The organism is Phaeobacter sp. BS52 (genome assembly GCF_045040595.1).
GTDB lineage: Bacteria > Pseudomonadota > Alphaproteobacteria > Rhodobacterales > Rhodobacteraceae > Phaeobacter > Phaeobacter piscinae.
This window is the reverse complement of sequence record NZ_CP090662.1, coordinates 2,840,011-2,864,440: the sequence shown is the minus strand read 5'-3', so window position 1 is coordinate 2,864,440 and position 24,430 is coordinate 2,840,011. Positions and strand designations below refer to the sequence as shown.

The following is a 24,430-nucleotide window of genomic DNA, read 5'->3' as shown; positions in this document are numbered from 1 at the left end:
GTCATTCCTCTTTCAATGGTCTTGCAAGCAGTTGAGCGGTGGCGTCGGCAATCGTCAAGCGCTGATCGAGCAGAGCCACGACAATGGCGGTGATGGGCATGTCCAGATTTCGCGCCTGAGCTTCGGCGTGGACGGCACGCGCCGTAGCGGCGCCTTCAACCGTGATATTGGGGTCAAAGGTTTCGTTCCGCCCAATCGCCAGCCCAAGACGATAGTTCCGCGACAGCTCTGAACTGCAGGTCAGAGTGAGATCGCCAAACCCGGAAAGACCTGCCAGCGTATCGGCCTGCGCGCCGGAGGCCAGTGCCATACGCTGCATTTCGGCATAGCCGCGGGTCATCAGTGCGGCGCGGGCGCTGTCGCCAAGTCCAGCGCCAATGACGGCACCGCAGGCAATCGCCATCACGTTTTTCAGCGCGCCGCCAATTTCGGCGCCGCTTGTGTCCGTAGTACGGTAGAGCCGAAGGTTTTTCGTGGTCAGCTGCTGTTGCAATTGCGCCCCCGTTTCCGGGTCACGACAGGCCAAAGTCAGCGCCGTTGGCAGGCCTTTTGCGATGTCGGCGGCGAAGCTGGGGCCGGTCAACAAGGCGGTCCGGGCCGTCGGAAGGCAGCCGTGGAGAACCACCAAGGGACCCTGACAGGTCTTGAGTTCAATCCCCTTGCAGCAGGCCACAAGAGCCCGGTCGCGCAGCAGATCAGCATGGGTGCTGACAAAACTCCGTAGGGTCTGCATCGGCACGGCGAGCAATATGGTATCAGCCTGCGTAGCGCGCTCCAGATCACTGGTCACCGTCAGTGTTTCGGGCAGATCAGCGCCGGGCAGGCGCCGGGTGTTGCGCCGGGTCGCCTGCATATCGCGCGCCTGATCAGCGTCCCGCGCCCATAGGGTAACCGGACCATTGCCTGCGAGAGAAATTGCCAGCGCCGTGCCAAACGCGCCGGATCCCAGTACCGAAACACTCATGCCTTTGCGCCCTTTTTGCCGCTGCCCAACATGGCGGGGCTGCTCTGATCCAGTGGCCAACGTGGCCGGGCGGTCAGGTCCATGCCGTCCTGCGCGCCACTGCGGAACCGTTCAAGCCCGGCGTAGGCAATCATCGCGGCATTGTCCGTGCACAGCGCCAGAGGCGGGGCAAGGAACTGTGCGTCCACCTCAGTGCAAACAGTCTCTAACGCGGCGCGAATAGCAGTATTCGCTGCGACGCCACCTGCGACGGAAACGGTGCGGGCCGCCGGGTCTTCTTCAAGATAGTGCCGGATTGCGCGACGCGTTTTCTCCGCCAGGACGTCAGCGACAGCGGCCTGGAAACCGGCGCAGAGATCAGCGCGGTCCTGTCGTGTCAAACCGCCCTTCTCAGCCATCACCTGATCCCGCATGCGCATCAGTGCGGTTTTCAGGCCGGAGAATGAGAGGTTGCAATCGGGACGGTCCAATAGCGGACGGGGAAAACGGAAGCGGCGGGGATCTCCGCTTTTGGCCTCTTTCTGCACCGAGGGGCCGCCGGGTTGCGGCAGGCCGAGCAGGCGGGCGGTCTTGTCAAAGGCCTCGCCGGGCGCATCGTCGATTGTCCCGCCCAGTCGTTTGAACTCATCCGGCCCTCGCACGATCAGGTACTGACAATGCCCACCTGAGACCAGCAGCATCAGATAGGGATAGGGGACCGCATCCGTCAGTCGGGGCGTGAGCGCATGGCTTAGCCAGATGGTTGACGCCAACCAGCGGTAGCCCGGTTGCGGCCGCCAGCCCCTTGGCGCACATCACGCCGGAAATCACGCCGCCAATCAGTCCCGGACCTGCGGTGACGGCGATGGCATCCATATCCTGCAAGCGCAAGTTGGCTGCGGTCAGCGCATCGCGGACGCAGTGATCGAGCTTCTCCGCGTGGGCGCGGGCTGCGATTTCCGGCACCACACCGCCGAAGGCGCTGTGGAGTTCGGTTTGGCCAAACACGACGGAGGAGAGCACCTCTGCCGGGGCTTGCCCGGACTGGCGCACCACGGCAGCCGCCGTATCGTCGCAGCTGCTTTCCAATCCTAGAAGGGTGAGGCTTTGTTCCATGGCGTTACCGTTGCATCCTGTCCCTGCCGGGGCTACCACCTATGACAGTGGCGAACAATCCCGAGGGGCGTGTGATGGTCGGCCTATTGATGACGCGCCCCCGTGGGGTGGCAGAGCGATTTGTCGAAGATCTGCCCGCCTCGACTCGAGCGACTGTGCAGGTGATCTACGCGCCGTTAATCAAAACAATTCCGCTGAACCCGCGACCTGATGCCTCTGAACAGGGGCTTTCGTCAGGGGATGTGATCTTTTCATCCGCCAATGGGGTGCGCTATGCACCTGCGCCGTTTGCGGGGCAGAGCGCCTATTGTGTCGGGCAACGCACAACGCAGGCCGCAGCGGCGAAAGGGTGGCGCGCGATTTGCTGTGGTCAGGATGCGGACGCGTTGGTGCAGACCTTATCCGAGGTTCCACCTGCAGGTCCGCTGATCCATTTGCGCGGCGTCCATAGCCGCGGCGACATAGCCGAGCGGCTTCGCCTGGCCGGGGTCAATTGCCGGGAACAGGTGATTTATGATCAGATCTTGCTTCCCTATGAAGACGAGGCGCGGATTGCGATGGATGCGCAAGCGTCGCTGATCGTGCCGCTTTTTTCACCGCGGACCGCTCAGCAATTTGTCAAATTGGCGCCATATCGCGCAGGCCTGCATCTGATCGCATTCAGCGAGGCGGTTGCAGAGCCTCTGAAAGGCTTGAAATGCAAGGGCTTACAGATATGTAAGTCTCCAACCGCGGCGACAATGCGTACACTGGTGCGTGATGCCGCAGCTGGTCTGGCGCGGGTTGAGGGTGGACCATCGGCACAGTAAGTTTATTGCTGAGTTGCTGTTAAGAGATTTTGAGAATCGAGGGGGACGTCGGCGTGGCTGACAAGAAAACATCCGATGAGACGCAGGCAGAAGAGAGCCAGACGTCTGTCTCCAAACCGGATATCGACGACACAACTGCTGGTGATGCGGTCTCTGACAGCTTGAGTGTTGAAGATGATGATACATCCGATACGGCTGCTGTGGCGGACTTGACCGATCCGGACAACACGGATCCCGCGCCTGCCGAAGAGGATGCTGTCTCCAATGTGTCGGATGACGACCCGGCGCTCGGGGACGCGGATCTCGATCCCATTGAGACAGCTGAGGGCAAGACTGCTGAAAATGCGTCGGGGGACCAAACAGTTGATAACCCGCCTGCGGCACCGGTCCATGAGGTCGAACGTGTCGTCGAAAAACGCGGTGGTTTTGGAGCCGCTCTCCTAGGGGGGGTCGTTGCCGCCGGGCTTGGCTTTGTGGCGGGACAGTCGAATGTGCTGAATGATTTTATGCCGCCCTCTTGGCGCAGTTCAGCGCCAGTCGATGCAGCCGCGCTTGAGCAGTTGAAGGAAAGCCTCAGCGCTCAGATTGCGGAGCTGGAAGAGCGGGTTGCCGCTGACGATGCCCCGGATATCGCGCCGCTCACGCAGCAGATAGATGCGTTGACAGAAGAGGTTGCCTCCCTGCGGGCCAGTGAGACGGCGACTGGATCTGATGAATTGGCAGCGAAGATTGAGACGCTGGCGGTCCGTGTGGATGCTCTGGAGAGCCGCCCCATCACGGATGCTGCCAGCCCCGCTGCTGTAGCTGCATTTGAGGCTGAGCTAAGCAAGCTGCAGGACAGCCTCGCCGAACAGCGCGCCGAAGTGGAAAAGATGGTCGAGGAAGCGCGGGCGATGGACGCGGCCAGCGCCGAAGCCGCCCGTATTGCAAGCGCCCAGACAATCGTCGCCCGGCTGCGGTCGTCGATTGATGCGGGTACCAGCTTTGGCGGGTTGATCGAAGAGTTGCAGGCCGTTGGCGTGACCGCGCCGGAGGCATTGACCGGGTCCGCAGAGGCGGGCGTTAGCACGCGTGCCAGCCTGCGTGATGGTTTTGCCCCGGCTGCGCGTGAGGCCCTGGCTTCAGCCCGTCAGGAAACCAAGGGAACAGGTGGCATTACCGCCTATGTGCGGCGTCAGCTCGGTGCGCGTTCGGTCGCCCCGCGTGACGGAGATGATCCCGATGCGGTGCTTTCGCGCGCCGAAGCCGCTGTGCAGAGCGGCGATCTGCAAGGCGCCCTGACTGAGTTGCAGGCTCTGCCGGAAACCGCCCGTGCACCGTTGGCCGATTGGGAGGCCGCTGCGCGCGCCCGTCTGGCCGCTGTTGCTGCCGTGAATGAACTGGCCCAAAGCCTGAACGCCAAATAAGGAAGCTGCCATGCTCTGGTCGTTGTTGAAGATCCTCGTATTTGTCGCCATCGTGGCGGTGCTGGCCTTTGGTGCTGCCTTGCTGACGGAGACGGCAGGGGGCGTGCAGATCACTGTCGCCGGTACTGAATATACCCTGAGTGCGCTGCAGTCGGTAATCGCACTGGCCATTCTGGTGTTTGCAGTCTGGGTCCTGTTCAAACTGTTGTCACTGTTGCTGGCGACGCTGCGGTTCCTCAATGGAGATGAAACCGCAATTTCGCGCTATTTTGACAAGGGTCGCGAGCGGAAGGGCTATCAGGCGCTGTCCGACGGTCTGATGGCGCTGGCATCCGGTGAGGGGCGTCTGGCGATGGCCAAGGCTGCGCGGGCGGAGAAATATCTGGAGAAGCCGGAACTGACGGATTTGTTGACGGCACAAGCAGCAGAGCTGGCCGGGGACACGAAGAAGGCGGCCGAGGCCTACAAACGCTTGGTAAGCAACCAGTCGACCCGCTTTGTTGGTGTCCGAGGCATCATGAAGCAAAAGCTGTCTGAAGGGGATACCGACACCGCGCGCCAGCTGGCGGAAAAGGCGCTTAGCCTGCGGCCCAAGCATGAGGAGGTGCAGGATACCCTGCTGACGCTTCAGGCACGGGCGCAGGACTGGGCTGGGGCCCGCAAGACGCTGACCACCAAGCTGAAGACCGGCACCCTGCCACGTGATGTCTACAAACGCCGCGATGCTGTGCTGGCGCTGTCGGCCTCCAAGGCGATCGTTGAAGAGGGCGCGACGGTCGAGCAGCAGGAACAGGCGATTGAAGCCAACCGGCTTTCGCCGGATTTGGTTCCGGCGGCAGCCATGGCGGCGCGGGCATATCTGGCTCGGGACAAGAAACGGTATGCAATCCGGGTGCTGAAGAAAGCCTGGGAGGCGCAGCCGCACCCTGATCTGGCCCACGCGTTTGCAGAGGTTGAGCCGACTGAAACTGCACAGGAGCGGGTGAAACGGTTTGCCCAGCTGTCACGTCTTGCGCCGCAACATGATGAGACCCGTTTGCTGATGGCCGAACTGCATATCGTGGCTGAGGATTTCCCAGAGGCGCGCCGCGCGCTGGGCGATCTGATTGAACGCGAGCCGGACGCACGTGCGTTGACCCTAATGGCGGCGATCGAAAAGGGTGAGGGCGCCAGCGATGCGGTGATCCAGGGCTGGCTGGCACGGGCGCTGAATGCGCCACGCGGGCCGCAGTGGGTCTGTGGAAACTGCAACCACATCCATGCAGAATGGGCGCCGGTCTGCGAGAACTGTGCCAGCTTTGATACCCTCAGCTGGCGCCGTCCGGAGGCACCGGAGGTTGTTGGTGCCACAGGGGCGCAGGTTCTGCCATTGATCACCGGCACGCCGGAAGGCGCAGCTGGCCCGGATGCCTCCGATATTCCAGACGTGGAACTGTTGGAGGGGGACGATACTTCTGCGTCCGATATGGGCGAAACTGTGCCCCAGACGCCTGATACGGGTGACAGGGAATCCACAACCCAAAGCGTGAAATAGATCTTTTCCAAGCGGTGCGCCGATGCTAAAGCGCGCCGCACAGACCGTTGCGGGGCTCACCTGCACCAGTCGCCGCTGTAGCTCAGATGGTAGAGCACGTCATTCGTAATGATGGGGTCGGGGGTTCGAGTCCCTTCAGCGGCACCAGTTTCTCTTTTTCAAGACCGACTTTTGTCCACCCACTCCGCCCGCGCGATGACGTACCGTCAGAGTGGACAGTTCTCACAAAAGCGGCGCTGATCTGCTGGCAGCCTGGGAGGGCTGTTGATGTAGGTGTGCGGGGAGGTCGTGATGGAGGCGGACTATGTGATCGTTGGCGGTGGCTCAGCGGGGTCGACGCTGGCGTCCCGACTGAGTGAAGATCCCGATGTGACGGTTTGCCTGCTGGAGGCCGGTGGGCGCGGTGATGGTTTGTTAGTTCGAGCCCCGGCCGCGGTTGTTGCCATGCTGCCGGGTCGCCCAAAGATCAATAACTGGGCCTATGAGACGGTGCCGCAGCCGGGTCTGAACGGGCGGCGGGGTTATCAGCCACGTGGCAAGGGGTTGGGTGGATCCAGCGCAATCAATGCCATGCTCTATATTCGTGGCCATGCCAAAGACTATGACGAGTGGGCGGCCTTGGGGTGTGAGGGGTGGGACTGGCAATCGGTGCTGCCCTATTTCCGAAAGTCTGAGAACAACGAACGTGGTGATGATGCGATGCATGGCGCGGCTGGTCCGCTTCAGGTCAGCAATCAGAAATCGCCTCGCCCGATTACAGACGCCTTTGTGAAGGCCGGGCAGTCCCTCCAAATCCGGCGCCGTGAGGATTTCAACTCAGGCGATAACGAAGGCATCGGCCACTATCAGGTGACGCAGTTTCACCGGGATGATCGCAATGGCGAGCGGTGCTCGGCTGCGGCGGCCTATCTGCATCCGGTCATGGATCGCCCAAATTTGACGGTGATCACCCGCGCGCAGGCGTCCTCCGTTGCGTTTGAGGGCAAGCGGGCAGTTGGGGTGCGCTATAGTCAGGGTGGTCGCGCGCATATGGTGCGTGCCCGCCGCGAAGTGATCCTAAGCGGTGGGGCGTTCAATTCCCCCCAGCTGCTGCAACTGTCTGGTGTTGGCCGTCCCGAAGACATACGCCCGCATGGGATCGATATGGTGCACGAACTGCCGGGAGTTGGCCAGAATCTGCAGGACCACCTCGATTTCACGCTGGCTTATAAGTCGCGGGATCGGGATAATTTTGGTATCTCCTTGCCTGGCAGTGTTTCGCTGCTGCGCCATATCTGGAACTGGCGCAAGACCGGGCGCGGTATGATCGCTACGCCGTTTGCCGAAGGGGCTGCGTTTCTAAAGACTGACCCCAATGAGAAGCGGGCGGATATACAGCTGCATTTCGTCATCTCAATTGTCGATGACCACGCGCGCAAGCTGCATATGGGACATGGGTTCAGCTGTCATATCTGTGTACTGAGACCGAAGTCTCGCGGCTCTGTTGGCCTCAACAGCGCTGATCCCAAGGCTGCCCCTCGAATTGATCCGCAGTTCCTTGCCGATCCAGAGGATCTGGCCGTGTTGATCAAGGGTGTGCGCAAAACGCGGCAGATAATGGCGGCAGAGCCTCTGGCGGGCTATTTACACAAGGAACTGTTCATAAACGGTGAACCGGATGACGCGGCCTTGGAGCAGCACATTCGTGCGCGGGCGGATACGATTTATCATCCGGTTGGCACCTGTAAGATGGGCACCGATCCGCTGTCGGCGGTCGATCCTTCGCTTCGGGTGCACGGGCTGCAGGGGCTACGTGTGGTTGACGCGTCGGTCATGCCCCGCCTGATTGGCGGGAATACCAACGCACCCACCATTATGATCGCGGAAAAAGCCGCAGATATTATACGCGGCGCTTGGGCCCGCAGCTGACATTTCAATTTCGGAGAAGACGACGATGCTTGGCAAGATGATGCATAAACAGCTGACTATAGGCTCGCTGATAGAACACGCGGGGCGTTTCCACAGCTCAACGACGGTCACCTCGGTTGAGACGTCCGGTGAAACCGAGCATGTGACCTGGGGTGACATCGATGCCAATGCCCGCAAACTGGCAGCGGCATTGGGACGCTTGGGTATCGCTCAGGGCGCCCGTTGCGGCACCATCGCCTGGAACAACCGCCGTCATCTTGAGATCTACTTTGGCGTGTCAGGTGGCGGGTATGTCTGCCACACGATTAACCCGCGTCTGAAGCCGGAGCAGCTGATTTACATCATCAACCATGCGGAGGATCAGGTGCTGTTCATTGACACCACCTTTGTTCCGGCTGTGGCGCAGCTGCGCGCGCAGTTCACCACTGTGCAACATATCGTGGTGATGGGACCGAAAGATGCCGATATCGCAGCGCAGATTGAGGGTGTGCTGTTCTACGATGATTTGCTGGATGCGGAGACCGCCGATTATGACTGGCCCGATCTGGATGAAAACCTGCCCTCTAGCCTGTGCTACACCTCAGGCACCACCGGCAACCCCAAGGGCGTCGAATACACCCACCGCACCAGCGTGCTGCACACGATTGGTGGCAATCAACCCGATGGTCTGGCCCTGCGGGCGCGGGATACGGTGTTGGCGGTGGTGCCGATGTTTCACGTGAATGCCTGGGGCACGCCGTATATGACCGCAGCTGTTGGGGCAAAGCTGGTGCTGCCGGGTCCGCACCTTGATGGGGCGAGCCTGGCCAAGTTGATTGATGCGGAAAAGGTGACTGTGGCGCTGGGCGTGCCGACGATCTGGATGGGCTTGTTGCAGGGGCTGGAGGAAACCGGTTGTACCGCCGAAAGCCTTGAACGCACGATTGTGGGCGGGTCTGCCCTGCCGACAGTCATGATCCCGACCTTCCGAGACAAATATGGCGTCGATTTGGTGCATGCCTGGGGTATGACGGAAACCAGCCCCATTGGAACGCTGAACCAGCTGCTGCAGAAACACAATGAGTTGGATGCCGAAGCCCAGGCCAAGCTGCGCGAAGGGCAGGGGCGACCAATGTATGGCATCGATCTGCGAATCGTCGACGATAGTGGCGCGGTCTTGCCGCATGATGGCGAGACCCAAGGTAACCTGCAGATCTGCGGACATTGGGTGATCGACAGCTATTTCCGCGCCGGAGAATCCGCCCTGACAGAGGATGGATGGTTTGATACCGGCGATGTCGCCACAATTGATGGTGACGGCTATATGATCATTCGCGACCGCTCCAAGGATATTATCAAGTCCGGGGGGGAATGGATCTCCACTGTGGAGCTGGAAGATATCGCCATGTCGCACCCCGATATCGCTCAGGCGGCGGCAATTGCGGCGAAACACCCCAAATGGGACGAACGCCCTGTGGTGATCGCTGTGAAACGGTCTGCCGATGTCACTGAGGCTGATCTGTTGGCACATTATCAGGGCAAGGTCGCCAGCTGGCAGATTCCCGACCGTGTGGTTTTTGTTGAATCCTTGCCATTGGGCGGCACCGGCAAGGTTCAGAAGAATACACTCCGGGAGAGATACGAAGGCATCCTGCTGGACTCTTGATATCCTGTACTGCCACCGAGACCGCCACCGAGTATTTTGCCCGGTGGCGGAGCCTGTCCCTTTTAATGGGCGCATATTTTGCAGGTGAAAAGCTCGGTTGAGGCGCGCCTGACAGCATAACTGCTTAAGCAAATTTATCTGTTAAGGGCCGCTTAAGACCCCGCCTGATATCCCAGTAGTGGGTGAAAATAGGTGGTGGATTATGAGCGCACAAGGAAATGTGGCGCCCATTATCATCAAGAAGAAAAAGTCAGGTGGTGGCGATGGCCACCATGGTGGAGCCTGGAAGGTCGCCTATGCGGACTTCGTGACGGCTATGATGGCGTTCTTCATGTTGATGTGGCTGCTCAACGCAACGACTGAGAAACAAAGAAAAGGGCTGGCGGATTACTTCTCGCCATCCATTCCGCTGAGCCGGGTTTCGGGCGGCGGCAACGGGGCTTTCAACGGGGACAGTATGTTCACGGAGGAAATCAAACCCCAGAACGGGACCGGCGCGTCCGATGTCAGCCCAGCTGATGCACAGCAGGCCAAGGGCGACTCCGGTGTCGAACAGGACAAAGATCGCGAGGCGGCCGACGAACAGTTCCGTGCCCTGGAAGAACAGCTAAAGGGGCGTGGCGGCGAAAGCATGGTCTCAATCGAGATGGCTCAGCACATCATCACGCGCGTCACGGATGAGGGTTTGGTTGTCGAGCTCTTCGATACCGAGGAGTCACCGCTGTTCAAAGATGGAACCGCGGAACCAACGTTGCTGTTCCGGGATATTGTGAAGATGGTGTCACGTGTCACAGGGGTTGTTGAAAACAACATCGCCATTGGTGGGCATATCAGATCTCATGCGGTTGTTGTGGCCAATAATCCGGTTTGGGAACTGTCCCACGCGCGGGCAGATGCCACCCGTGTGATGCTCGAATCAGGTGGAACCAATTCCAAGCGGATGCACCGTGTGACCGGCCATGCAGACCGCAAACTGACGGATAACAACCCAATGTCAGCGCGAAACAACCGGGTGGAAATCATCCTTCTGCGGAAATAACCGCGGGAACGCTGGAAATGGGCGGCCAACAGATCAGACAATTTTATCTGTTAGCCGCCCGTTAATGGGCAATCGGCTAGCTGTTGCATCAAGAAAGATTCGATGCAGCAGAAAGGCGTATCCATGACGATTTCTTCCTCGCTTAATGCCGGCGTTGCCGGGCTTACCGCGAATGCCAGCCGACTGGCCTCCATTTCCGACAATATCGCGAACTCCTCAACTGCTTAGCTATAAGCGGGTTCAGACGGATTTCCATTCGATGGTTATGAGCTCCTCTGGCGGCACCTATTCGGCTGAGCGGTGTGCGGACGACCAATGTGCGTCTGATCGACGAGCGGGGACCGCTGGTGTCAACCAGCAACGCAACCGATCTTGCGGTACGGGGCCGTGGCATGCTGCCTGTCACCTCGATGAATGAGGTTGAGACGGGCGCCACCAACCCGCAGATGATGCTGACAACCACGGCGTCGTTCAGAACCAACGCCGATGGCCTGCTGGCAACTGAGTCCGGTCTGGTCCTGATGGGCTGGCCTGCGCAATCTGATGGTACCATTCCACCCTATGCGCGCGACACATCTGATGCGCTGGAGCCGGTACGGTTCAATGTGAACAAATTGTCCGGCGAGCCGACGACCGAGATGTCTCTGGGTGTGAACCTGCCCGCTACAGCGACAGAATCCACAGCGGCGGGCACCAGTGAGAATCTTTCGATCGAATATTACGACAACCTGGGTAAATCCGAGAGCTTGCAGATCGAATTCGTACCCACCGTTCCGGCAACGGGTGAGTCGAACGAATGGACCATGATCATCACCGATACCGCGACCGGTGCGACCCCGATCGGGGAATACACATTGACCTTCGATGACAACCGAACGTCTGGCGGTGCCCTGAATGCAGTCACGGATACCACCGGTGGTCCCTATGACCCGGCGACGGGCTCAATCATTGTAAACGTTGCTGGTGGCCCGATGGAGATCAATATCGGCACGCTGGGTGACGACAACGGGTTGACGCAATTGTCGGACACCTTTGCCCCCGCATCGATCTCCAAGGACGGGGCTCCGGTCGGCAACTTCACCGGCGTAGAGATTGATGAGGCTCGGCTATGTGCATGCCAACTACGATACCGGTGTCAGCCGCGTGGTTTATCAGGTTCCGCTGGTTGATCTGCCGAACCCGAATGGCATGATCGCCATGGACCGACAGACTTATATGCCGTCCAGTGAAAGTGGCTCCTATTTCCTGTGGAATGCTGGTGAAGGTCCGACAGGCGACATCCTCGGCTATGCCCGCGAGGAATCCGCAACAGATGTGGCCGGTGAGCTGACCAATATGATTCAGACCCAGCGGGCCTATTCGTCCAACGCAAAAGTCATTCAGACAGTGGATGAGATGTTGCAGGAAACCACCAACATCAAGCGCTGATAGGCGTTCTTCCTTCTGATTTACATTCGCGCAAAGGCTGGATGACCCATGTCCATTACAAGTGCTCTCAACTCCGCAATGACCGGGCTGACGGCGGCTGGTCGCTCGACGTCGGTCGTCTCCGAAAATCTGTCGAACGTCCTGACCCCGGGGTATTCACGCCGGAGCCTTGCGCTTACCAGCGCCAGCGACGGGTTCAGCGGGGTCAAAGTCGGTCACGTGCAGCGGATCAACGATCCGGCGCTGCAATCCAGCGTGCGCTCTGCCAATTCAGAAGTCGGCGTTGCCGAGGTGAAATCCGCTTTTTTTGGTCGCATGACCGAATTGGTTGGCAGCGCCGACGACCCCTATTCAATCACGCAGCGACTAACGGATTTTGATTCCGGCCTGATCGAGGTGATTTCGCGGCCCGATTCCGGACCGCGGCTAAATGATCTGGCAATCCAAGCGGAAGAGTTGGTGCGGTCGATTGCGGATGCGGCAGAGGGTCTACGCAATCAACGCACGGCTGCCGACAGAGCAATTGACGTACAAGTCGACACGGTCAATCAGTCACTGGAAAAGCTTCAAAAACTGAATGCCAAAATTGCGGTCAGCCAATCAACAGGGTCTGACTCGGCATCGCTGCTGGATCAACGAGACCTGCTGATTGACGAGGTGAACAAGATCATTCCGGTCAAGGTCGTCAATCGTGACAGGGGTCAAGTTGCACTGTTCTCCGAAGGGGGCGCCGTGCTGCTGGACGGCCAGGCAGCTGAGCTGAGTTTCGATGGTAAGGCCGATACACTGCCTTACATGACGCTGGGCAACGGTTTGCTTTCTGGGTTGCAGATCAATGGTATTGATGTCGCGACAGGGCCCGGCGGACCCGTCCGTGGCGGAACGCTTGCTGCCCAATTCGAGGTGCGAGATGTCCTGACCGTCGAGGCGCAGGAAGATCTGGACGCCATGGCAAAGGATCTTATTGAACGTTTTCAAGATCCTGCACTGGACCCCACCTTGGCGGCGACGGATCCTGGTATCTTCACCGATCAGGGAGCATTTTTTGATCCGGTCAATACAGTCGGTATCGCCAACCGGATCGAGCTGAATGATAAAATCGCCATGCAGGGGCAGGCCGAAACCTGGCGGCTGCGTGATGGTTTGAATGCAGCCTCGCCCGGCAATGCCGGGGATGCGACGCTGCTGCGTGGATATGCGGATGCACTGGACGCCAAACGCACGGTGTCCTCCGTCGGCCTGGGGACCGCAAATTTGGATGCCAGCACGCTGAGTGCGAACCTATTGTCTCGATTTGCGCAGAGCGAAAACTCTGCCGAACAGGACGTTGCCTTTGCAGCGGCAACCTATACCGAAATGTACCAGCGTGAGTTGGCGCAGGGCGTCGACAGCGATGCCGAACTGCAGAACCTTATTGTGATTGAAAAAGTCTATCAGGCCAACGCCAGGATGATCTCCGTGGTCGATGAGCTGATGGAAACGCTTCTGAGGATTTAACGCATGATTATGAATTCCTATGGGGACATGGCTCAACACCTGTTCCTGCGCAATCGCTCGGTTGGTCTGAAGAACGATATCTCGACCCTGACGCAGGAGCTAAGCACAGGGAAAACCTCGCAGTTAACGCAAAAACTGGGAGGGGATTTAACTTATCTCTCCGATGTGGAGCGGAACTTGGATCGTCTCAAATCCTATCAGGTTGCGAACACCGAGGCGGCGCTGTTTGCGTCCTCCATGCAGAACAATATTGAGTTGATCTCTGACAATGTGGTCAGTCTCACCGGTGATATTTTCGCTGTAACGACGTCCCCAAATGATGAAACATCGCAGCAATTGTCGAACCAGGCCGAAGTGTACCTGACTGAAGCTATCCGCTCTCTGAATGGTGAAGCCGCGGGTCGCAGCCTGTTTTCTGGCAAAGATACCGAAGCTCAGCCTCTTGCCGATCTCAACACATTGATGTCATCGCTGGTGACAGAGGTTACCCCCTTCACCACCGCACCTGATATCGTACAGGCCGTCAAAGACTGGTTCGCTGATCCGCTTGGGTTTGATGCGGTGATGTATCAGGGCTCATCGGACCTGATGGATCCGGTGAAAATTGGCCCGACAGAAGAGGTCACCGTCTCTCTGAAGGCCAATGACGATGCGTTTAAACAGACTCTGCAAAGCCTTGCCATCGCAACTTTGGTCAATGATCCAGGGCTCAGCCTCACCTCAGATGTGAAGTTCGAGATGTTGCGCAGCACAGGAATTGAGTTGCGCGAAAGCCAAGTCCAATTGACCCAGATGCAGTCGGATCTGGGTTTTGTGGAGGGCCGTATTGAAGAGACAGCGACCCGCAATGGTGCCGCCCAGACCAGCCTCAGCCTGGTCTTCAACGAGCTTGTTCAGGCTGACCCCTATGAAACATCCACCCGTCTGGATGAGGCGCAGTTCCAACTGGAAAGCCTGTTCACAGTCACCGCGCGCACATCGCAGCTGTCGCTGATGAGGTTCCTGTCATGATGCGGTTCATCCGGGTTCTTCTTGCTGTACTGCTGCTGCCGGCGATGGCTCAGGCCAATGCGATCAGACTAAAAGATCTGGTTGAGTTCGATGGTGTGCGCGGTAACGATCTGGTTGGCTACGGTCTGGTCGTAGGGTTGAACGGGACAGGCGATGGTCTGCGAAACTCTCCTTTCACCGAAGAGATCATGTCGAATATTCTGGAACGGCTGGGCGTCAATGTGACCGGCGAACAGTTCCGGCCCAAGAATGTTGCTGCGGTATTCGTCACCGCCACGCTGCCGCCGTTTGCTCGCGTAGGCGGCACTGTTGATGTGACAGTGTCCGCGATCGGCGATTCAAAGAGCCTGCTGGGTGGGACGCTGGTCATGACACCGTTGAATGCCGCAGATGGCCAGATCTATGCGGTCGCCCAAGGTACCATTCTGGCAGGCGGTGCCGTCGCGGAGGGGGAGGGCGCCTCTGTCACACAAGGGGTTCCCACTGCTGGTGTCATCCCTTCGGGTGCGCGGGTTGAACGTGAGATCGACTTCGATCTGTCCTCGCTCTCGTCCATGCGTCTTGCGTTGCGAGAGCCTGATTTCACCACCGCTGGCCGGATCGAACGCGCGATCAACGCGGAATTTGGGCGTAATGTGGCTTTGATGCGGGACTCAGGGACGGTTGAGATCGATGTGCAGCGCACGAATACCCGCTCCACCGCCCATGCTGTCGGGAGGATCGAGAATATTCTGGTTGAACCTCAGCGCAAGGCACGTGTGGTCGTCGATCAACGCTCTGGTACCATCGTGATGGGCAGCGATGTGCGTATCTCGCGGGTTGCCGTCGCGCAGGGGAATCTGACCTTGCGGATTGAGGAAACACCGTTGGTTGTGCAGCCTAATCCATTCGCCGACGGCGAAACGGTGATTGTGCCGCGCACTGGCGCCGCGATCGAAGAGGAAGAGGGCATTCAGCTGGCAGAGGTCCCGGAAACCACCTCTTTGTCTGAGGTGGTGGCGGGTCTCAATGCGCTGGGAGTGTCACCGCGGGATATGATTGATATCCTTAAGAGCCTGAAGGCGGCTGGTGCGCTACATGCCGAATTCGTGGTGCGCTAGCGCGTCGACATAAAGCTACCGTCAAGCAGATATACCCCCGGACCTTAGCGTTCCGGGGGTTTTTGCTAGGGCAATGGGCCGCCACGTTCATCCGTTGCCTGGCTATTTTTTGACCCTGACCGGCTTCATGACACAAGGTGAATCGAATGCCCGGCCAGGAGCGTATCTCAGCTTGGCCTGATCCTCTTGTCTGACATGAACAGGGGGCATCACCGTGCTGGATTTAGAGTATTCGTTTCAACTGCTAGTCCGGCGCACATGTAGCCCCTTTGGTGGCCGCGTGATTGATCGTCCGATAGGGACGCCGCTGAGGGAGAGGTGCATGGCGTTAGGTCGAGGACCTGTTGAGATCAGGCTTGCCGCGCCAATGCAAAACGCCCCGGCCACTGTTGTGACCGGGGCGTTTTGCAGGGGGCTTCCTGCAAACGGGTGAGTTTCAGGGGAAGTAACTGCGGACCAAGGCGCTTGCGATAAGGCTCCAGCCGTCGGCGACAACAAAAAACGCCAGTTTGAAGGGCATCGAGACAACAGCTGGTGGAACCATCATCATCCCCATCGACATCAGAACTGCCGCGACCACCAGATCGATGACCAGAAACGGCAGGAAGACCAGAAAACCAACCTGAAAGGCTCTGGCAATTTCCGAGAGCATAAAGCTCGACACCAAGGTCGACAAAGGGGCATCAGCGGTAGGGTCTATTCCCGCAGTGGCGGGTCGCAGATCCGCAATCGCGTAGAATGTATCGGGATCAAGACGCGCGGCCATGAACACCCGAAACGGCTGCAACGCACGCTCAAGCCCGGTTTCCACATCCAGTTGCTCCTCAATCAGCGGATTGATTCCGGTGGTCCAGGCTTCGGTGAAAACCGGTTCCATGACGAAATAGGTGAGGAACAGCGCAAGGCTGATCATCAACATGTTCGGTGGTGCCTGCTGCAAACCAATGGCCTGCCGGAGAATCGACAATACGGTGACAAGAAACGGGAAGCACGTGATCATAATCAACAGCCCCGGAGCGAGGCTGAGGACGGTGATCAGCAGGATCAGCTGAATCGAGCGAGCCGAGATCGACTGGCCATCGCCCAAGGAGAGGTTGAGATCCTGCGCGCTCACAGCATCTGGCAGACCGATGGCCAGCATGGCCGCCAGAACGGCGGCAAAAAAGGCGGTGCGTGTCATCCCAGGCCGCTTTGCAAATCCGCGATTTCGGTCAGTCGGACAGCCAGTTGCCCGGCCTGCTCGCCTTCCATCTCCTCCAGCTGTCCTCTGGCGACAAGGCGGTCGCCAACATAGAGATCCACGGGATCTTCGACCCGTTTGTCGAGGGTCAGAATTGCGTTCTCTCCAAGGTTTACAAGATCGCGAATCAACGGTCGCGCCTTACCGACAGAGACGACAACCTCAACCGGTACGGACACAAACGGATTGCCTGCATCGCCAGATTTTCTGTTCATTTCAGCAGACTTATCCATATTTGCTGTCCTCTGTAATGTGGAAAGAGAAGGCCTCGATAGAGTCCTGAATAGAATCGATCAGGGCGGAGCTGTTGATTTCCCGCTCAATGCCGCCAACCTTGAGATAGGCCTGACCGGGCGACAGCACGACGTCCTCGCGGACCTGTACCGGCACAGTGAAACTTTTGGTCAGTAGCGCGCGCACAGTTGCCCCTTCGCCGGGGGACACAACAATATTGATCGCCTGATCAGCCTGACTCTTGGCCATGTCCGTCAGCTGATCGACGATATGATGGCCGAAACTGGCAGCCATGGCGTCGGGGAGGACCGCGCTGGTCAGAACCTTGAACATCGGGTCCAGCGATTCGAGCAGTTGTGTCTGCGCTTCATGGAAGGTGAAGCTGAGATCTTCGAGCGAGTTGGCCAGTTCTGAAGAGACATGCGTGCTCTCCTTATCCTTGGCCGTCACCGCATCATCCCAACCTGCGCTGTATCCTTTCTCGTAGGATTCCAGCCGCGTTTCTTCCATCATTTCTTCACTGACTTCGGCAATCGGCACCGCTCGGCGTGTCCATGGCAAAATCTTCAAGAAGATGGGCAATTGTCATCAGGCTCTCTCCTCATTTTCTTCCAGCCAGCCGCGCAGAATCTGCACGGTTTCTTCCTGGCGTTCGCCAATCATCGAGCGGAGACGATCAACGGGGTTGTCCCCACCGCCGCCAAGGGCAGGCAAGCCACCCATATCGCCCATTCCACCCATGTCACCCATGCCCATACCGGTGCCCATGCCCATGCCACCCATGGGTTCAAACTGACCGGTATCATTGTTCTCGATCTCACCATCCAGTGCGAGATCCGCGCCAAGGTTGGGATTGGCCATGAACCCACCCCCACCCAAGGCTGGCAGTTCGTCCATGGCGCCGCCCTCAGGTGCACCAAGTGCGGGCACGCTGGCCTGGTTCGACAGGATGGGACGAATAACAAAGAGGCCGAGGATCAGAGTAACAAGCGCCAGGGCAGCCATCTGGATCAGCGACATCGCATCCAGATAGATGTTGTCGAAGACGGAGGCGCTGACCACGGTTCCTTGAGGCTCTACTGTGGGCATTTCCATAGATTTCAGCGTTATGACGTCTCCACGTTCTTCACTGAAACCGACCGCAGCAGAGATCAGTTCACGGAGTGCGCCGAGCTCTTCTTCCGAGCGGGGTTCCATCACCGTCTCGCCGGTTGCTGTGGTTATTGGCACACCATTCAGCAGAACGGCGACAGTCAGACGTTTGATTGCGCCAGGGCCACGAAGGATCTCTTTTTCTGTCTCAGATATTTCGTAGTTAACCCGTTCACGGGTGGCGCTGGTGCTGGCTTTGGAACCATCGCCAGAGGCGGCATCACCATCCGGAATATTGGATGCAACGGTCACCTCGCCCGATTGATTTTGTGACGAATCGGCGCGTTCTTCCACATCGGTACTGATGGCGACGCGGCTTTCGGGATCAATGCGTTTCTCGCGAATAGATTCGGTGTCGGTCACGGTTTCGACGCTGACCTCGACCACAGCATTGCCATGACCAACGCGCGCTTCGACCAACCGCATGACCCGTTCGCGAATCGATTGCGAGCGATCATCGGTTCCGGCGCCGACAGCGGCAGCAGCCTCGGGTGAGCCGATCAGCGCACCATTGGCATCAATCACCGCCACGTTTTCCACTGCCAAGCCAGTCACAGCTGAGGAAATCAGAAAACGAATCGCATTGGCCTGCGCGGGCGTGATAGGCGAACCCATCGGCACAACCGACACAGAGGCAGTCGGTTCAGCTGTGCGTTGAAACGGATTTGATCCAGTATTTGCAATATGGACCCGGGCCTGAGTCACATGCGGGCTGGCCACGATGGTACGGGCCAACTCCCCTTCCTTTGCGCGCCAGTAGGCGGCATCAAACATTTGCGATGTCGTCCCGAACCCGCTGAGCGAATCAAGCAGTTCGTAACCGCGCCCGCCGTTTGCAGGCAGGCCTTCGCTCGCCAGCGTCATGCGGAGTTCGTCGCGTGCCGAAGCCGGAACATAAATTGATCCGCCGCGCACTTCATATTCGGTGCCGCGCTGTTCCAGCGCGCGCACTACATCCCCAGCCGAGCCGCTTTCCAGCCCGGCATATAGTAATTGCATCGTGGGCGTATTCGCCACACGGGACATCGCCAGGACGCTGAGAATCACGATCACCGTGGCCCCCACGGCAATCAGGCGCTTTCGCGTGTCCAAACCTGCCCAGACATTCTTGATCTGCTGCACATTAACCTCCGTAGCATCGGCGTTCTGTCCGATGTGCAACCCTTTTGCCGGATTGCCCTTAACATTCGGTTAGTGTCCGCCAGCTAAGAAGATGAGGCACGACGTATTAGGGATAGTCATGACAGACGCTGTAGTAGACACAGAACAGGACGCCCCGGCCAAGAAGAGCAAGTTGCCCCTTATTATCGGGGTTGTCCTTGCACTTGTTGGAGCCGGTGGGGGATTCTTCGCTGTCCAGTCAGGCCTTCTTCCCTTTGGTCAGAGCGCAGCCCCAGAAGGGGTGGATGCGACCGAAGTGGCGCCAGAAGGCGTGGACAATGGTGAGTCGGCGGAAGATATCGCCAATCTCGCTTTTATCGAAATGGAACCGATTGTGATCAGTTTGCGCAAGGCAAGTGGTCTAAAGCACCTTCGATTCCGCTCTCAGCTGGAGGTTGACCTCGCCCACAGGGCCGAGGTTGAGAAAATCCTCCCGCGGATTGTCGATGTTCTCAACAGTTATCTCAGGGCACTGGAGCTGGAGGATCTGACCGATCCGATGGCCCTGCCCAAACTGCGCGCACAGATGCTGCGGCGGATCAATATTGCAGCTGGCCAGGGCCGGGTGCGTGATCTGCTGATTATGGACTTCGTATTGAACTAGGAGAACGGGATGGAACTGATTGCGGATATCCTGCTTGCGGCCGGGGCCATGGGGGCAGGCTTTTACTGCCTGGTGCTCTCGCGTCGGCTGAAGCGTTTTAATGATCTGGAAAAAGGTGTTGGCGGCGCTGTTGCGGTGCTTTCGGCGCAGGTCGACGATCTCAACAAATCACTGTTGGCCGCGCGCCATGTATCCGATGGCTCCAGCAAGGCGCTGGACCAGCTGACCGGGCGGGCCGAATCGGTTGCGCAGCGGCTGGAGTTGATGATGGCCTCCATGCACGACATGCCGGAGGCCTCTGTACCTGAGCCAAAACCCGAGACCGCTGCACCTGCGGCGGCGGAAGAAAGCGATGCATTGGCTGCGGCATATGAGGCTGACGCAGAGCCCGAAGTGGCGGCGGAGCCAGAACCTGCAAAACCCGCAGGTCTGATGTTTGTCCGCCATAACCGGGCGCAGGGTCGGGTTGCATAATGGCTAAGACAACAAAGACAAAAGCCGCCCCTGCGAAGCCGAAGAAGGCAAAGCGCATCAAACGGACGCGCAGTGGTGCTCTCATGATGCTGGCGTTGTTGTTGATGGGATCGGCAATTGTGCGCCTCGGTCTGGAGGCTGGTCCGGCTATCGCGCGTGAGGTTGCGAACCTGCAGGACGAATCGACCCTGAAAGATGAGCCGAAAGGCACGTTGAATGGCCAGTCGATGCCCTCGTCCGCCGAATTGCAGAACATGTTGGCTGCATTTCAGGAACGCGAAGCTGCCCTATCTGCCCGAGAGGCTGAGATCGAAGACCGCATGAAGGCGCTGGAGATCGCAGATGATGCGATTGAGCAAAAACTGGTGGCACTTGAGCAGGCAGAGGAAGAGTTGAAATCGACACTCGCCCTTGCGGATGGTGCTACTGAGGCAGATCTGACGCGGCTGACATCGGTCTATGAACAGATGAAGCCAAAAGAATCGTCTGCCCTCTTTGAGGAGATGGATCCTGCCTTTGCAGCGGGCTTCCTCGCACGCATGCGCCCCGAGGCAGCGGCTAAGCATCATGGCAGGGCTCAGCCCGCAGGCGGCCTATACAATCAGCGTGGTCCTGGCGGGTCGCAACGGGTCTGTTCCAAAGGAGTAAGCAGTGCTGCTCCTCAGGCTTTTTTAACGTGAATCGCCTAAACTTGTAGAAACAAACGAAATTCGGAGTGGACCTAATGCTCGGTATTGTAGGCATCGTGGTTATCTTTGTCATGGTGTTCGGAGGATATCTCCTCGCAGGTGGCAAGTTTGCGATCATCATCAAAGCTCTGCCATTCGAATTCATGATGATCGGTGGCGCCGGTGTTGGCGCCTTTCTGATCAGCAATGATATGGGCGGCGTTAAACATACGCTGAAAGACGTCGGCAAGGTGTTCAAGGGTCCCAAATGGAAGCCCGATGACTACCGCGATCTTCTGTGTCTGCTCTTTTCGTTGATCAGGATCGCAAGGGCGAACCCGGTTGAGGTTGAACAGCATATCGAAGATCCGGAAAATTCTTCGGTGTTCAACCGCTATCCCAAAATCCTCGCGGATAAAGAGGCGGTAAATCTGATCAGCGACACCATGCGGTCAGCCTCGATGAACTATGATGACCCGCATCAGGTTGAGGAAGTTCTGGAAAAGCGGATTGAGGCGAACCTGCACCACGCCCTGCACTCCAGCCATGCGCTGCAATCGCTTGCCGATGGTCTTCCGGCGCTGGGCATTGTTGCGGCTGTTCTCGGCATCATCAAAACCATGGGATCAATTGACCAGCCGCCAGAAGTTCTGGGTAAACTGATCGGTGGTGCGCTTGTTGGGACATTCCTTGGTGTTTTCCTGGCCTATGGTCTGGTCGGCCCCTTCGCAGGCAAGGTGAAGTCAGTTGTCGAAGAGGACGCGCATTTCTATTCGCTCATACGTGAAGTTCTGGTGGCCAACCTGCACAATCACGCAGCGGCGATCTGTATCGAAGTGGGGCGTCAGAACACCCCATCCCACATCCGCCCCGGATTTTCTGAACTGGAAGATGCCTTGAAATCGGTGAAACAGGACGCAGCATGATGTGGCGCGCGCTGACCTTTGCAGCATTGACCCTGGCTGCGGCATCCGCGGATGCCCAGACAGTGGTCGCCCGTTCGGGGGAGCATGCCGGTTTTTCCCGATTGGTCATGCGGCTTCCCGCTGGTGCGCCTTGGTCCCTGCGTCAGTCTGGGCAATCAGCCCAGGTGGTGATCGATACGCCCACAGTCGTGTTCGACACCTCGCGAGTCTTTGACCTGATCCCGCGTACACGGCTGCAGTCGGTCTCCCAGGAAGGGCCTGGGCAACCATTGCAGCTGCAGCTTGGGTGTAACTGCGATGTCAGCTCCTTCGTTCAGAAGGACGGGTATCTGGTGGTTGATATCGCCGATGGCACGCCCGGTGCCGATCAGCCTTTGACGGCCGGATCGCCGTTGCCGCTCTTGCCCGGAAATATCAATAGTACCGGATATCGGTTTAATCTTACGGCGCGGGCAGCTGCGGACGCGCGTGCCGCACTTGATCTTGCTGGTGTGACGTCCCGCAGCACTACCGGTGCTGATCAGGCGCAGCGTCTTCCTGTGGCTGTGGCGGATACACCGTCAGCGATCCGACTGCCCCTAGACCTGACCCGAACCCCACGCACTGAGGTGCCTGCCGCGCCGGTTGAAGAGGCCCGCGTTGCGGTGGAGACTGCCACTGAGCCGAAACCGGTTCCGGTCCAAGTGGACACGGATATGCTGCTTGATTTGTCGGAAACCGAAAGAGCAGCAACCGTCAACGAATCCGAACAGCGGCTGTTGCAACAGATCAGCCGTGCCACCAATCAAGGGTTGCTGGAATTGGTCGGTGTGGAAGTGCATGACGGCCCGAATGGGCATGTCCTTGATCCTCTGAGCAGCCGGGATCGCCCTCTTAATCCGCTGGACCAGATTTCCGTCACCTCCTCTGTAGATCGGGAAACCGGTCTTATTGCACGCAGGTCCGACACGTCGGGCCAGCCAACGCATTGCCTGCCAAGCCGACAATTGGCGGTGCATGCATGGGGCACGGACGAGCCGTTTGCGGATCAGATTTCGCCATTGCGCGCGGATTTGGTGCGTGAATTTGATGACGTCGATCCGGAAGCGGTTTTGACCCTGGCGCGGGCTTATCTTTTCTTTGGATTTGGTGCTGAGGCGCAGGCGATTCTGCGGATGATGCCATCTGGTGCTGCGGAGCACGACGATGCCGTGGCGCTGACGGCCATGGGGGCTGTGCTGGATGGCCAGCCGATGGAGGTCAATCACACGTTCGCGGGGCAGCAGGTTTGCGATAGCGAAGTGGCGCTTTGGGCGGCCTTGGCAGATGGAACGATCAAGAAAAATGCCAAAACGGATGCGATTCAACAGGCCTTTGCCAAGCTGCCCCCCCATCTGCGGGTACAAGTTGGTCCGCGCATCAGTACCTTGTTTGCAAAGGCGGGTGATCCCCATCTGGCGGGCGCGGCGTTGCGGTCTGTAGATCGTACAGGGGTCGAACATGTCCCTGAAATCAATTTGGCAGAGGCCGAGATCGCCAGACTGGAAGGCGACGTTGAAACCGTCGCCCAGGAGTTAACGGATGAAGTGGCCGAACGGACGGAAAACGCACCGCGGGCCTTGATCGAACTGATCGACCTCAGCTTTGCTGAGCGCAGCGCGCTGTCGCCTGATGTGCCGGATCTGGCCGCCTCCTATGAGGTCGAGAATCGCGACAGTCCGCTGGGCGCGGACCTCAGGCGCTCAGTGGTTGCCGCCTTGGCGTTGACTGGTGATTTTCATGACAGTTTCAATGAACTGGAAGTGTTGAGCCGCCGGGATGGTCCAGCCGCGCGTACTGCGGCGCTGGAACCGTTGCTAACCTTGCTGACAGAGCGGGCAGATGATGTCACCTTCCTGCAATATGCGCTGGTTATCGCGGCCAATGGTACCACCGCAGAGGTCGCGCCAGTCGCAGATATCGTGGCCGAACGCCTGCTGGATCTGGGATTTGCACAGCAGGCTCAATCAATCCTGAAAAAGCTGGCAATGGAGCCTGGAAACACGAAACGTCGGCTGATCCTGGCCAAAGCAGCGTTGGCGATGGACAAGCCGCATTCCGCTTTGGTTGAGTTGATGGGACTGTCAGGTTCTGCAGCAAACAAGCTGCGCGCAGAGGCACTTTGGCGCAATGGAGAATACGCCAGAGCTGGTGAGTATCTGCTTGAAGAAGAAGAAAAAGATGCTGCCACTCGCGGATTCTGGCATTCCGCGGATCGCGATACGCTTGCCACGATGGATGCGGATGACACGGAGCAGTTCGGTGGCGTCGCGCGTGTGACAACACAAATCGAAGAGACGGCGAAAGAGCCCACCGGTCTGCCGCCCTTGGCCCATGCGAGGGCGCTTGTTGAAAGCAGCGAGGGGACGCGTGGCGGCATCGCAGATCTGTTGCAGAAGGTAGCGCCGCAAGCGGATCCTTCTGACGATGGATCGTAGCATCCAAATAACCACGCATCTGAGCTGAGCATTTGCAAAGACCGCCTGATCGGGGCGGTCTTTGCGCGTTTGGTGATAA

General features: G+C 58.5%; 18 protein-coding genes, 1 tRNA gene and 3 pseudogenes. 16 read left to right on the top strand and 6 right to left on the bottom strand.

Annotated features, from left to right (window positions below; genetic code table 11):
* Nucleotide 1: 1 nt before the first annotated feature.
* Both L0Z65_RS13775 and tsaD read right to left on the bottom strand, forming a co-directional pair.
* The gene (locus tag L0Z65_RS13775; RefSeq protein WP_405108470.1) at nucleotides 2-964 is read right to left on the bottom strand and encodes an NAD(P)H-dependent glycerol-3-phosphate dehydrogenase; all 963 of its coding nucleotides are present in this window, start codon (nucleotides 962-964) and stop codon (nucleotides 2-4) included.
* Nucleotides 961-2,059 (bottom strand): annotated as a pseudogene (gene tsaD / locus L0Z65_RS13770) (tRNA (adenosine(37)-N6)-threonylcarbamoyltransferase complex transferase subunit TsaD). The gene L0Z65_RS13775 and the pseudogene tsaD overlap by 4 nt, the downstream one beginning before the upstream one ends.
* 41 nt (nucleotides 2,060-2,100) lie before the next feature.
* On the opposite strand from tsaD, the gene L0Z65_RS13765 reads away from it, so the two are divergent.
* The 11 genes and pseudogenes from L0Z65_RS13765 (at nucleotide 2,101) to L0Z65_RS13715 (ending at nucleotide 15,436) form a co-directional block, all read left to right on the top strand.
* On the top strand, nucleotides 2,101-2,868 hold the full coding sequence (locus L0Z65_RS13765; protein ID WP_096872992.1) for a uroporphyrinogen-III synthase: 768 nt from the start codon (nucleotides 2,101-2,103) through the stop codon (nucleotides 2,866-2,868).
* Between the two features lie 53 nt (nucleotides 2,869-2,921).
* Nucleotides 2,922-4,274 (top strand): hypothetical protein, encoded by a 1,353-nt coding sequence (locus L0Z65_RS13760; RefSeq protein ID WP_405108467.1) that lies wholly within the window; start codon nucleotides 2,922-2,924, stop codon nucleotides 4,272-4,274.
* Between the two features lie 10 nt (nucleotides 4,275-4,284).
* Nucleotides 4,285-5,808, top strand: a complete 1,524-nt coding sequence (locus L0Z65_RS13755; RefSeq protein WP_096872994.1) for a heme biosynthesis protein HemY — start codon at nucleotides 4,285-4,287, stop codon at nucleotides 5,806-5,808.
* Nucleotides 5,809-5,879: 71 nt separating this feature from the next.
* Nucleotides 5,880-5,955, top strand: a tRNA-Thr gene (locus L0Z65_RS13750).
* A 144-nt stretch (nucleotides 5,956-6,099) separates the two neighbouring features.
* Nucleotides 6,100-7,716, top strand: a complete 1,617-nt coding sequence (locus L0Z65_RS13745; RefSeq protein WP_405108464.1) for a GMC family oxidoreductase — start codon at nucleotides 6,100-6,102, stop codon at nucleotides 7,714-7,716.
* 25 nt (nucleotides 7,717-7,741) lie between these two features.
* Entirely contained in the window at nucleotides 7,742-9,361 is a 1,620-nt protein-coding gene (locus tag L0Z65_RS13740) for a long-chain-fatty-acid--CoA ligase (protein WP_405108461.1), read from the top strand.
* Nucleotides 9,362-9,563: 202 nt separating this feature from the next.
* On the top strand, nucleotides 9,564-10,400 hold the full coding sequence (locus L0Z65_RS13735; RefSeq protein WP_405108458.1) for a flagellar motor protein MotB: 837 nt from the start codon (nucleotides 9,564-9,566) through the stop codon (nucleotides 10,398-10,400).
* 123 nt (nucleotides 10,401-10,523) lie between these two features.
* Nucleotides 10,524-11,828, top strand: a pseudogene (locus L0Z65_RS13730) (flagellar hook protein FlgE).
* Nucleotides 11,829-11,876: 48 nt separating this feature from the next.
* Nucleotides 11,877-13,325 carry a flagellar hook-associated protein FlgK gene (gene flgK, locus L0Z65_RS13725; RefSeq protein ID WP_405108455.1) on the top strand — a complete coding sequence of 483 codons (1,449 nt, stop codon included), beginning with the start codon at nucleotides 11,877-11,879 and terminating at the stop codon, nucleotides 13,323-13,325.
* A gap of 3 nt (nucleotides 13,326-13,328) precedes the next feature.
* On the top strand, nucleotides 13,329-14,336 hold the full coding sequence (locus L0Z65_RS13720; RefSeq protein ID WP_102898090.1) for a flagellin: 1,008 nt from the start codon (nucleotides 13,329-13,331) through the stop codon (nucleotides 14,334-14,336).
* Complete coding sequence (locus tag L0Z65_RS13715) at nucleotides 14,333-15,436, top strand: flagellar basal body P-ring protein FlgI (protein WP_024098934.1); 1,104 nt, start codon at nucleotides 14,333-14,335, stop codon at nucleotides 15,434-15,436. Before L0Z65_RS13720 ends, L0Z65_RS13715 begins: the two co-directional genes overlap by 4 nt.
* Nucleotides 15,437-15,872: 436 nt before the next feature.
* Here L0Z65_RS13715 and fliP read toward each other — a convergent pair whose 3' ends face one another.
* The 4 genes from fliP to fliF are packed head-to-tail and all read right to left on the bottom strand — an operon-like array spanning nucleotide 15,873 to nucleotide 19,184.
* Nucleotides 15,873-16,616: a flagellar type III secretion system pore protein FliP gene (fliP, locus tag L0Z65_RS13710; RefSeq protein ID WP_096707765.1), complete on the bottom strand. Its 744-nt coding sequence runs from the start codon at nucleotides 16,614-16,616 to the stop codon at nucleotides 15,873-15,875.
* Nucleotides 16,613-16,909: a FliM/FliN family flagellar motor C-terminal domain-containing protein gene (locus L0Z65_RS13705; protein WP_014876445.1), complete on the bottom strand. Its 297-nt coding sequence runs from the start codon at nucleotides 16,907-16,909 to the stop codon at nucleotides 16,613-16,615. Before L0Z65_RS13705 ends, fliP begins: the two co-directional genes overlap by 4 nt.
* Nucleotides 16,902-17,450 carry an ABC transporter ATP-binding protein gene (locus tag L0Z65_RS13700; RefSeq protein WP_405108450.1) on the bottom strand — a complete coding sequence of 183 codons (549 nt, stop codon included), beginning with the start codon at nucleotides 17,448-17,450 and terminating at the stop codon, nucleotides 16,902-16,904. Before L0Z65_RS13700 ends, L0Z65_RS13705 begins: the two co-directional genes overlap by 8 nt.
* A gap of 48 nt (nucleotides 17,451-17,498) precedes the next feature.
* Nucleotides 17,499-19,184, bottom strand: a complete 1,686-nt coding sequence (fliF, locus tag L0Z65_RS13695) for a flagellar basal-body MS-ring/collar protein FliF (protein WP_405108447.1) — start codon at nucleotides 19,182-19,184, stop codon at nucleotides 17,499-17,501.
* 118 nt (nucleotides 19,185-19,302) lie between these two features.
* Between fliF and fliL the strand changes: the two genes are divergently transcribed.
* From fliL to L0Z65_RS13670, 5 genes and pseudogenes are all read left to right on the top strand, one after another.
* A complete protein-coding gene (fliL, locus tag L0Z65_RS13690; protein ID WP_040175042.1) occupies nucleotides 19,303-19,827 on the top strand; it encodes a flagellar basal body-associated protein FliL in 525 nt (174 codons plus the stop codon).
* Nucleotides 19,828-19,836: 9 nt separating this feature from the next.
* Complete coding sequence (locus L0Z65_RS13685; protein WP_118069327.1) at nucleotides 19,837-20,301, top strand: hypothetical protein; 465 nt, start codon at nucleotides 19,837-19,839, stop codon at nucleotides 20,299-20,301.
* Nucleotides 20,301-20,949: pseudogene (locus L0Z65_RS13680) on the top strand (MotE family protein). The gene L0Z65_RS13685 and the pseudogene L0Z65_RS13680 overlap by 1 nt, the downstream one beginning before the upstream one ends.
* 76 nt (nucleotides 20,950-21,025) lie before the next feature.
* The gene (gene motA / locus L0Z65_RS13675) at nucleotides 21,026-21,895 is read left to right on the top strand and encodes a flagellar motor stator protein MotA (RefSeq protein WP_024098942.1); all 870 of its coding nucleotides are present in this window, start codon (nucleotides 21,026-21,028) and stop codon (nucleotides 21,893-21,895) included.
* Entirely contained in the window at nucleotides 21,895-24,351 is a 2,457-nt protein-coding gene (locus L0Z65_RS13670) for a hypothetical protein (protein WP_405112562.1), read from the top strand. The genes motA and L0Z65_RS13670 overlap by 1 nt, the downstream gene beginning before the upstream one ends.
* The last annotated feature ends 79 nt before the right edge of the window (nucleotides 24,352-24,430 follow it).

Excerpts from the sequence above, each read along its gene's own strand:
- L0Z65_RS13775 (WP_405108470.1), bottom strand. The coding sequence starts at position 964 with ATGAGTGTTTCGGTACTGGGATCCGGCGCGTTTGGCACGGCGCTGGCA.
- L0Z65_RS13765 (WP_096872992.1), top strand. The coding sequence starts at position 2,101 with ATGACAGTGGCGAACAATCCCGAGGGGCGTGTGATGGTCGGCCTATTG.
- L0Z65_RS13755 (WP_096872994.1), top strand. The coding sequence starts at position 4,285 with ATGCTCTGGTCGTTGTTGAAGATCCTCGTATTTGTCGCCATCGTGGCG.
- L0Z65_RS13745 (WP_405108464.1), top strand. The coding sequence starts at position 6,100 with ATGGAGGCGGACTATGTGATCGTTGGCGGTGGCTCAGCGGGGTCGACG.
- L0Z65_RS13740 (WP_405108461.1), top strand. The coding sequence starts at position 7,742 with ATGCTTGGCAAGATGATGCATAAACAGCTGACTATAGGCTCGCTGATA.
- L0Z65_RS13735 (WP_405108458.1), top strand. The coding sequence starts at position 9,564 with ATGAGCGCACAAGGAAATGTGGCGCCCATTATCATCAAGAAGAAAAAG.
- flgK (WP_405108455.1), top strand. The coding sequence starts at position 11,877 with ATGTCCATTACAAGTGCTCTCAACTCCGCAATGACCGGGCTGACGGCG.
- L0Z65_RS13720 (WP_102898090.1), top strand. The coding sequence starts at position 13,329 with ATGATTATGAATTCCTATGGGGACATGGCTCAACACCTGTTCCTGCGC.
- L0Z65_RS13715 (WP_024098934.1), top strand. The coding sequence starts at position 14,333 with ATGATGCGGTTCATCCGGGTTCTTCTTGCTGTACTGCTGCTGCCGGCG.
- fliP (WP_096707765.1), bottom strand. The coding sequence starts at position 16,616 with ATGACACGCACCGCCTTTTTTGCCGCCGTTCTGGCGGCCATGCTGGCC.
- L0Z65_RS13705 (WP_014876445.1), bottom strand. The coding sequence starts at position 16,909 with ATGGATAAGTCTGCTGAAATGAACAGAAAATCTGGCGATGCAGGCAAT.
- fliL (WP_040175042.1), top strand. The coding sequence starts at position 19,303 with ATGACAGACGCTGTAGTAGACACAGAACAGGACGCCCCGGCCAAGAAG.
- L0Z65_RS13685 (WP_118069327.1), top strand. The coding sequence starts at position 19,837 with ATGGAACTGATTGCGGATATCCTGCTTGCGGCCGGGGCCATGGGGGCA.
- motA (WP_024098942.1), top strand. The coding sequence starts at position 21,026 with ATGCTCGGTATTGTAGGCATCGTGGTTATCTTTGTCATGGTGTTCGGA.
- L0Z65_RS13670 (WP_405112562.1), top strand. The coding sequence starts at position 21,895 with ATGTGGCGCGCGCTGACCTTTGCAGCATTGACCCTGGCTGCGGCATCC.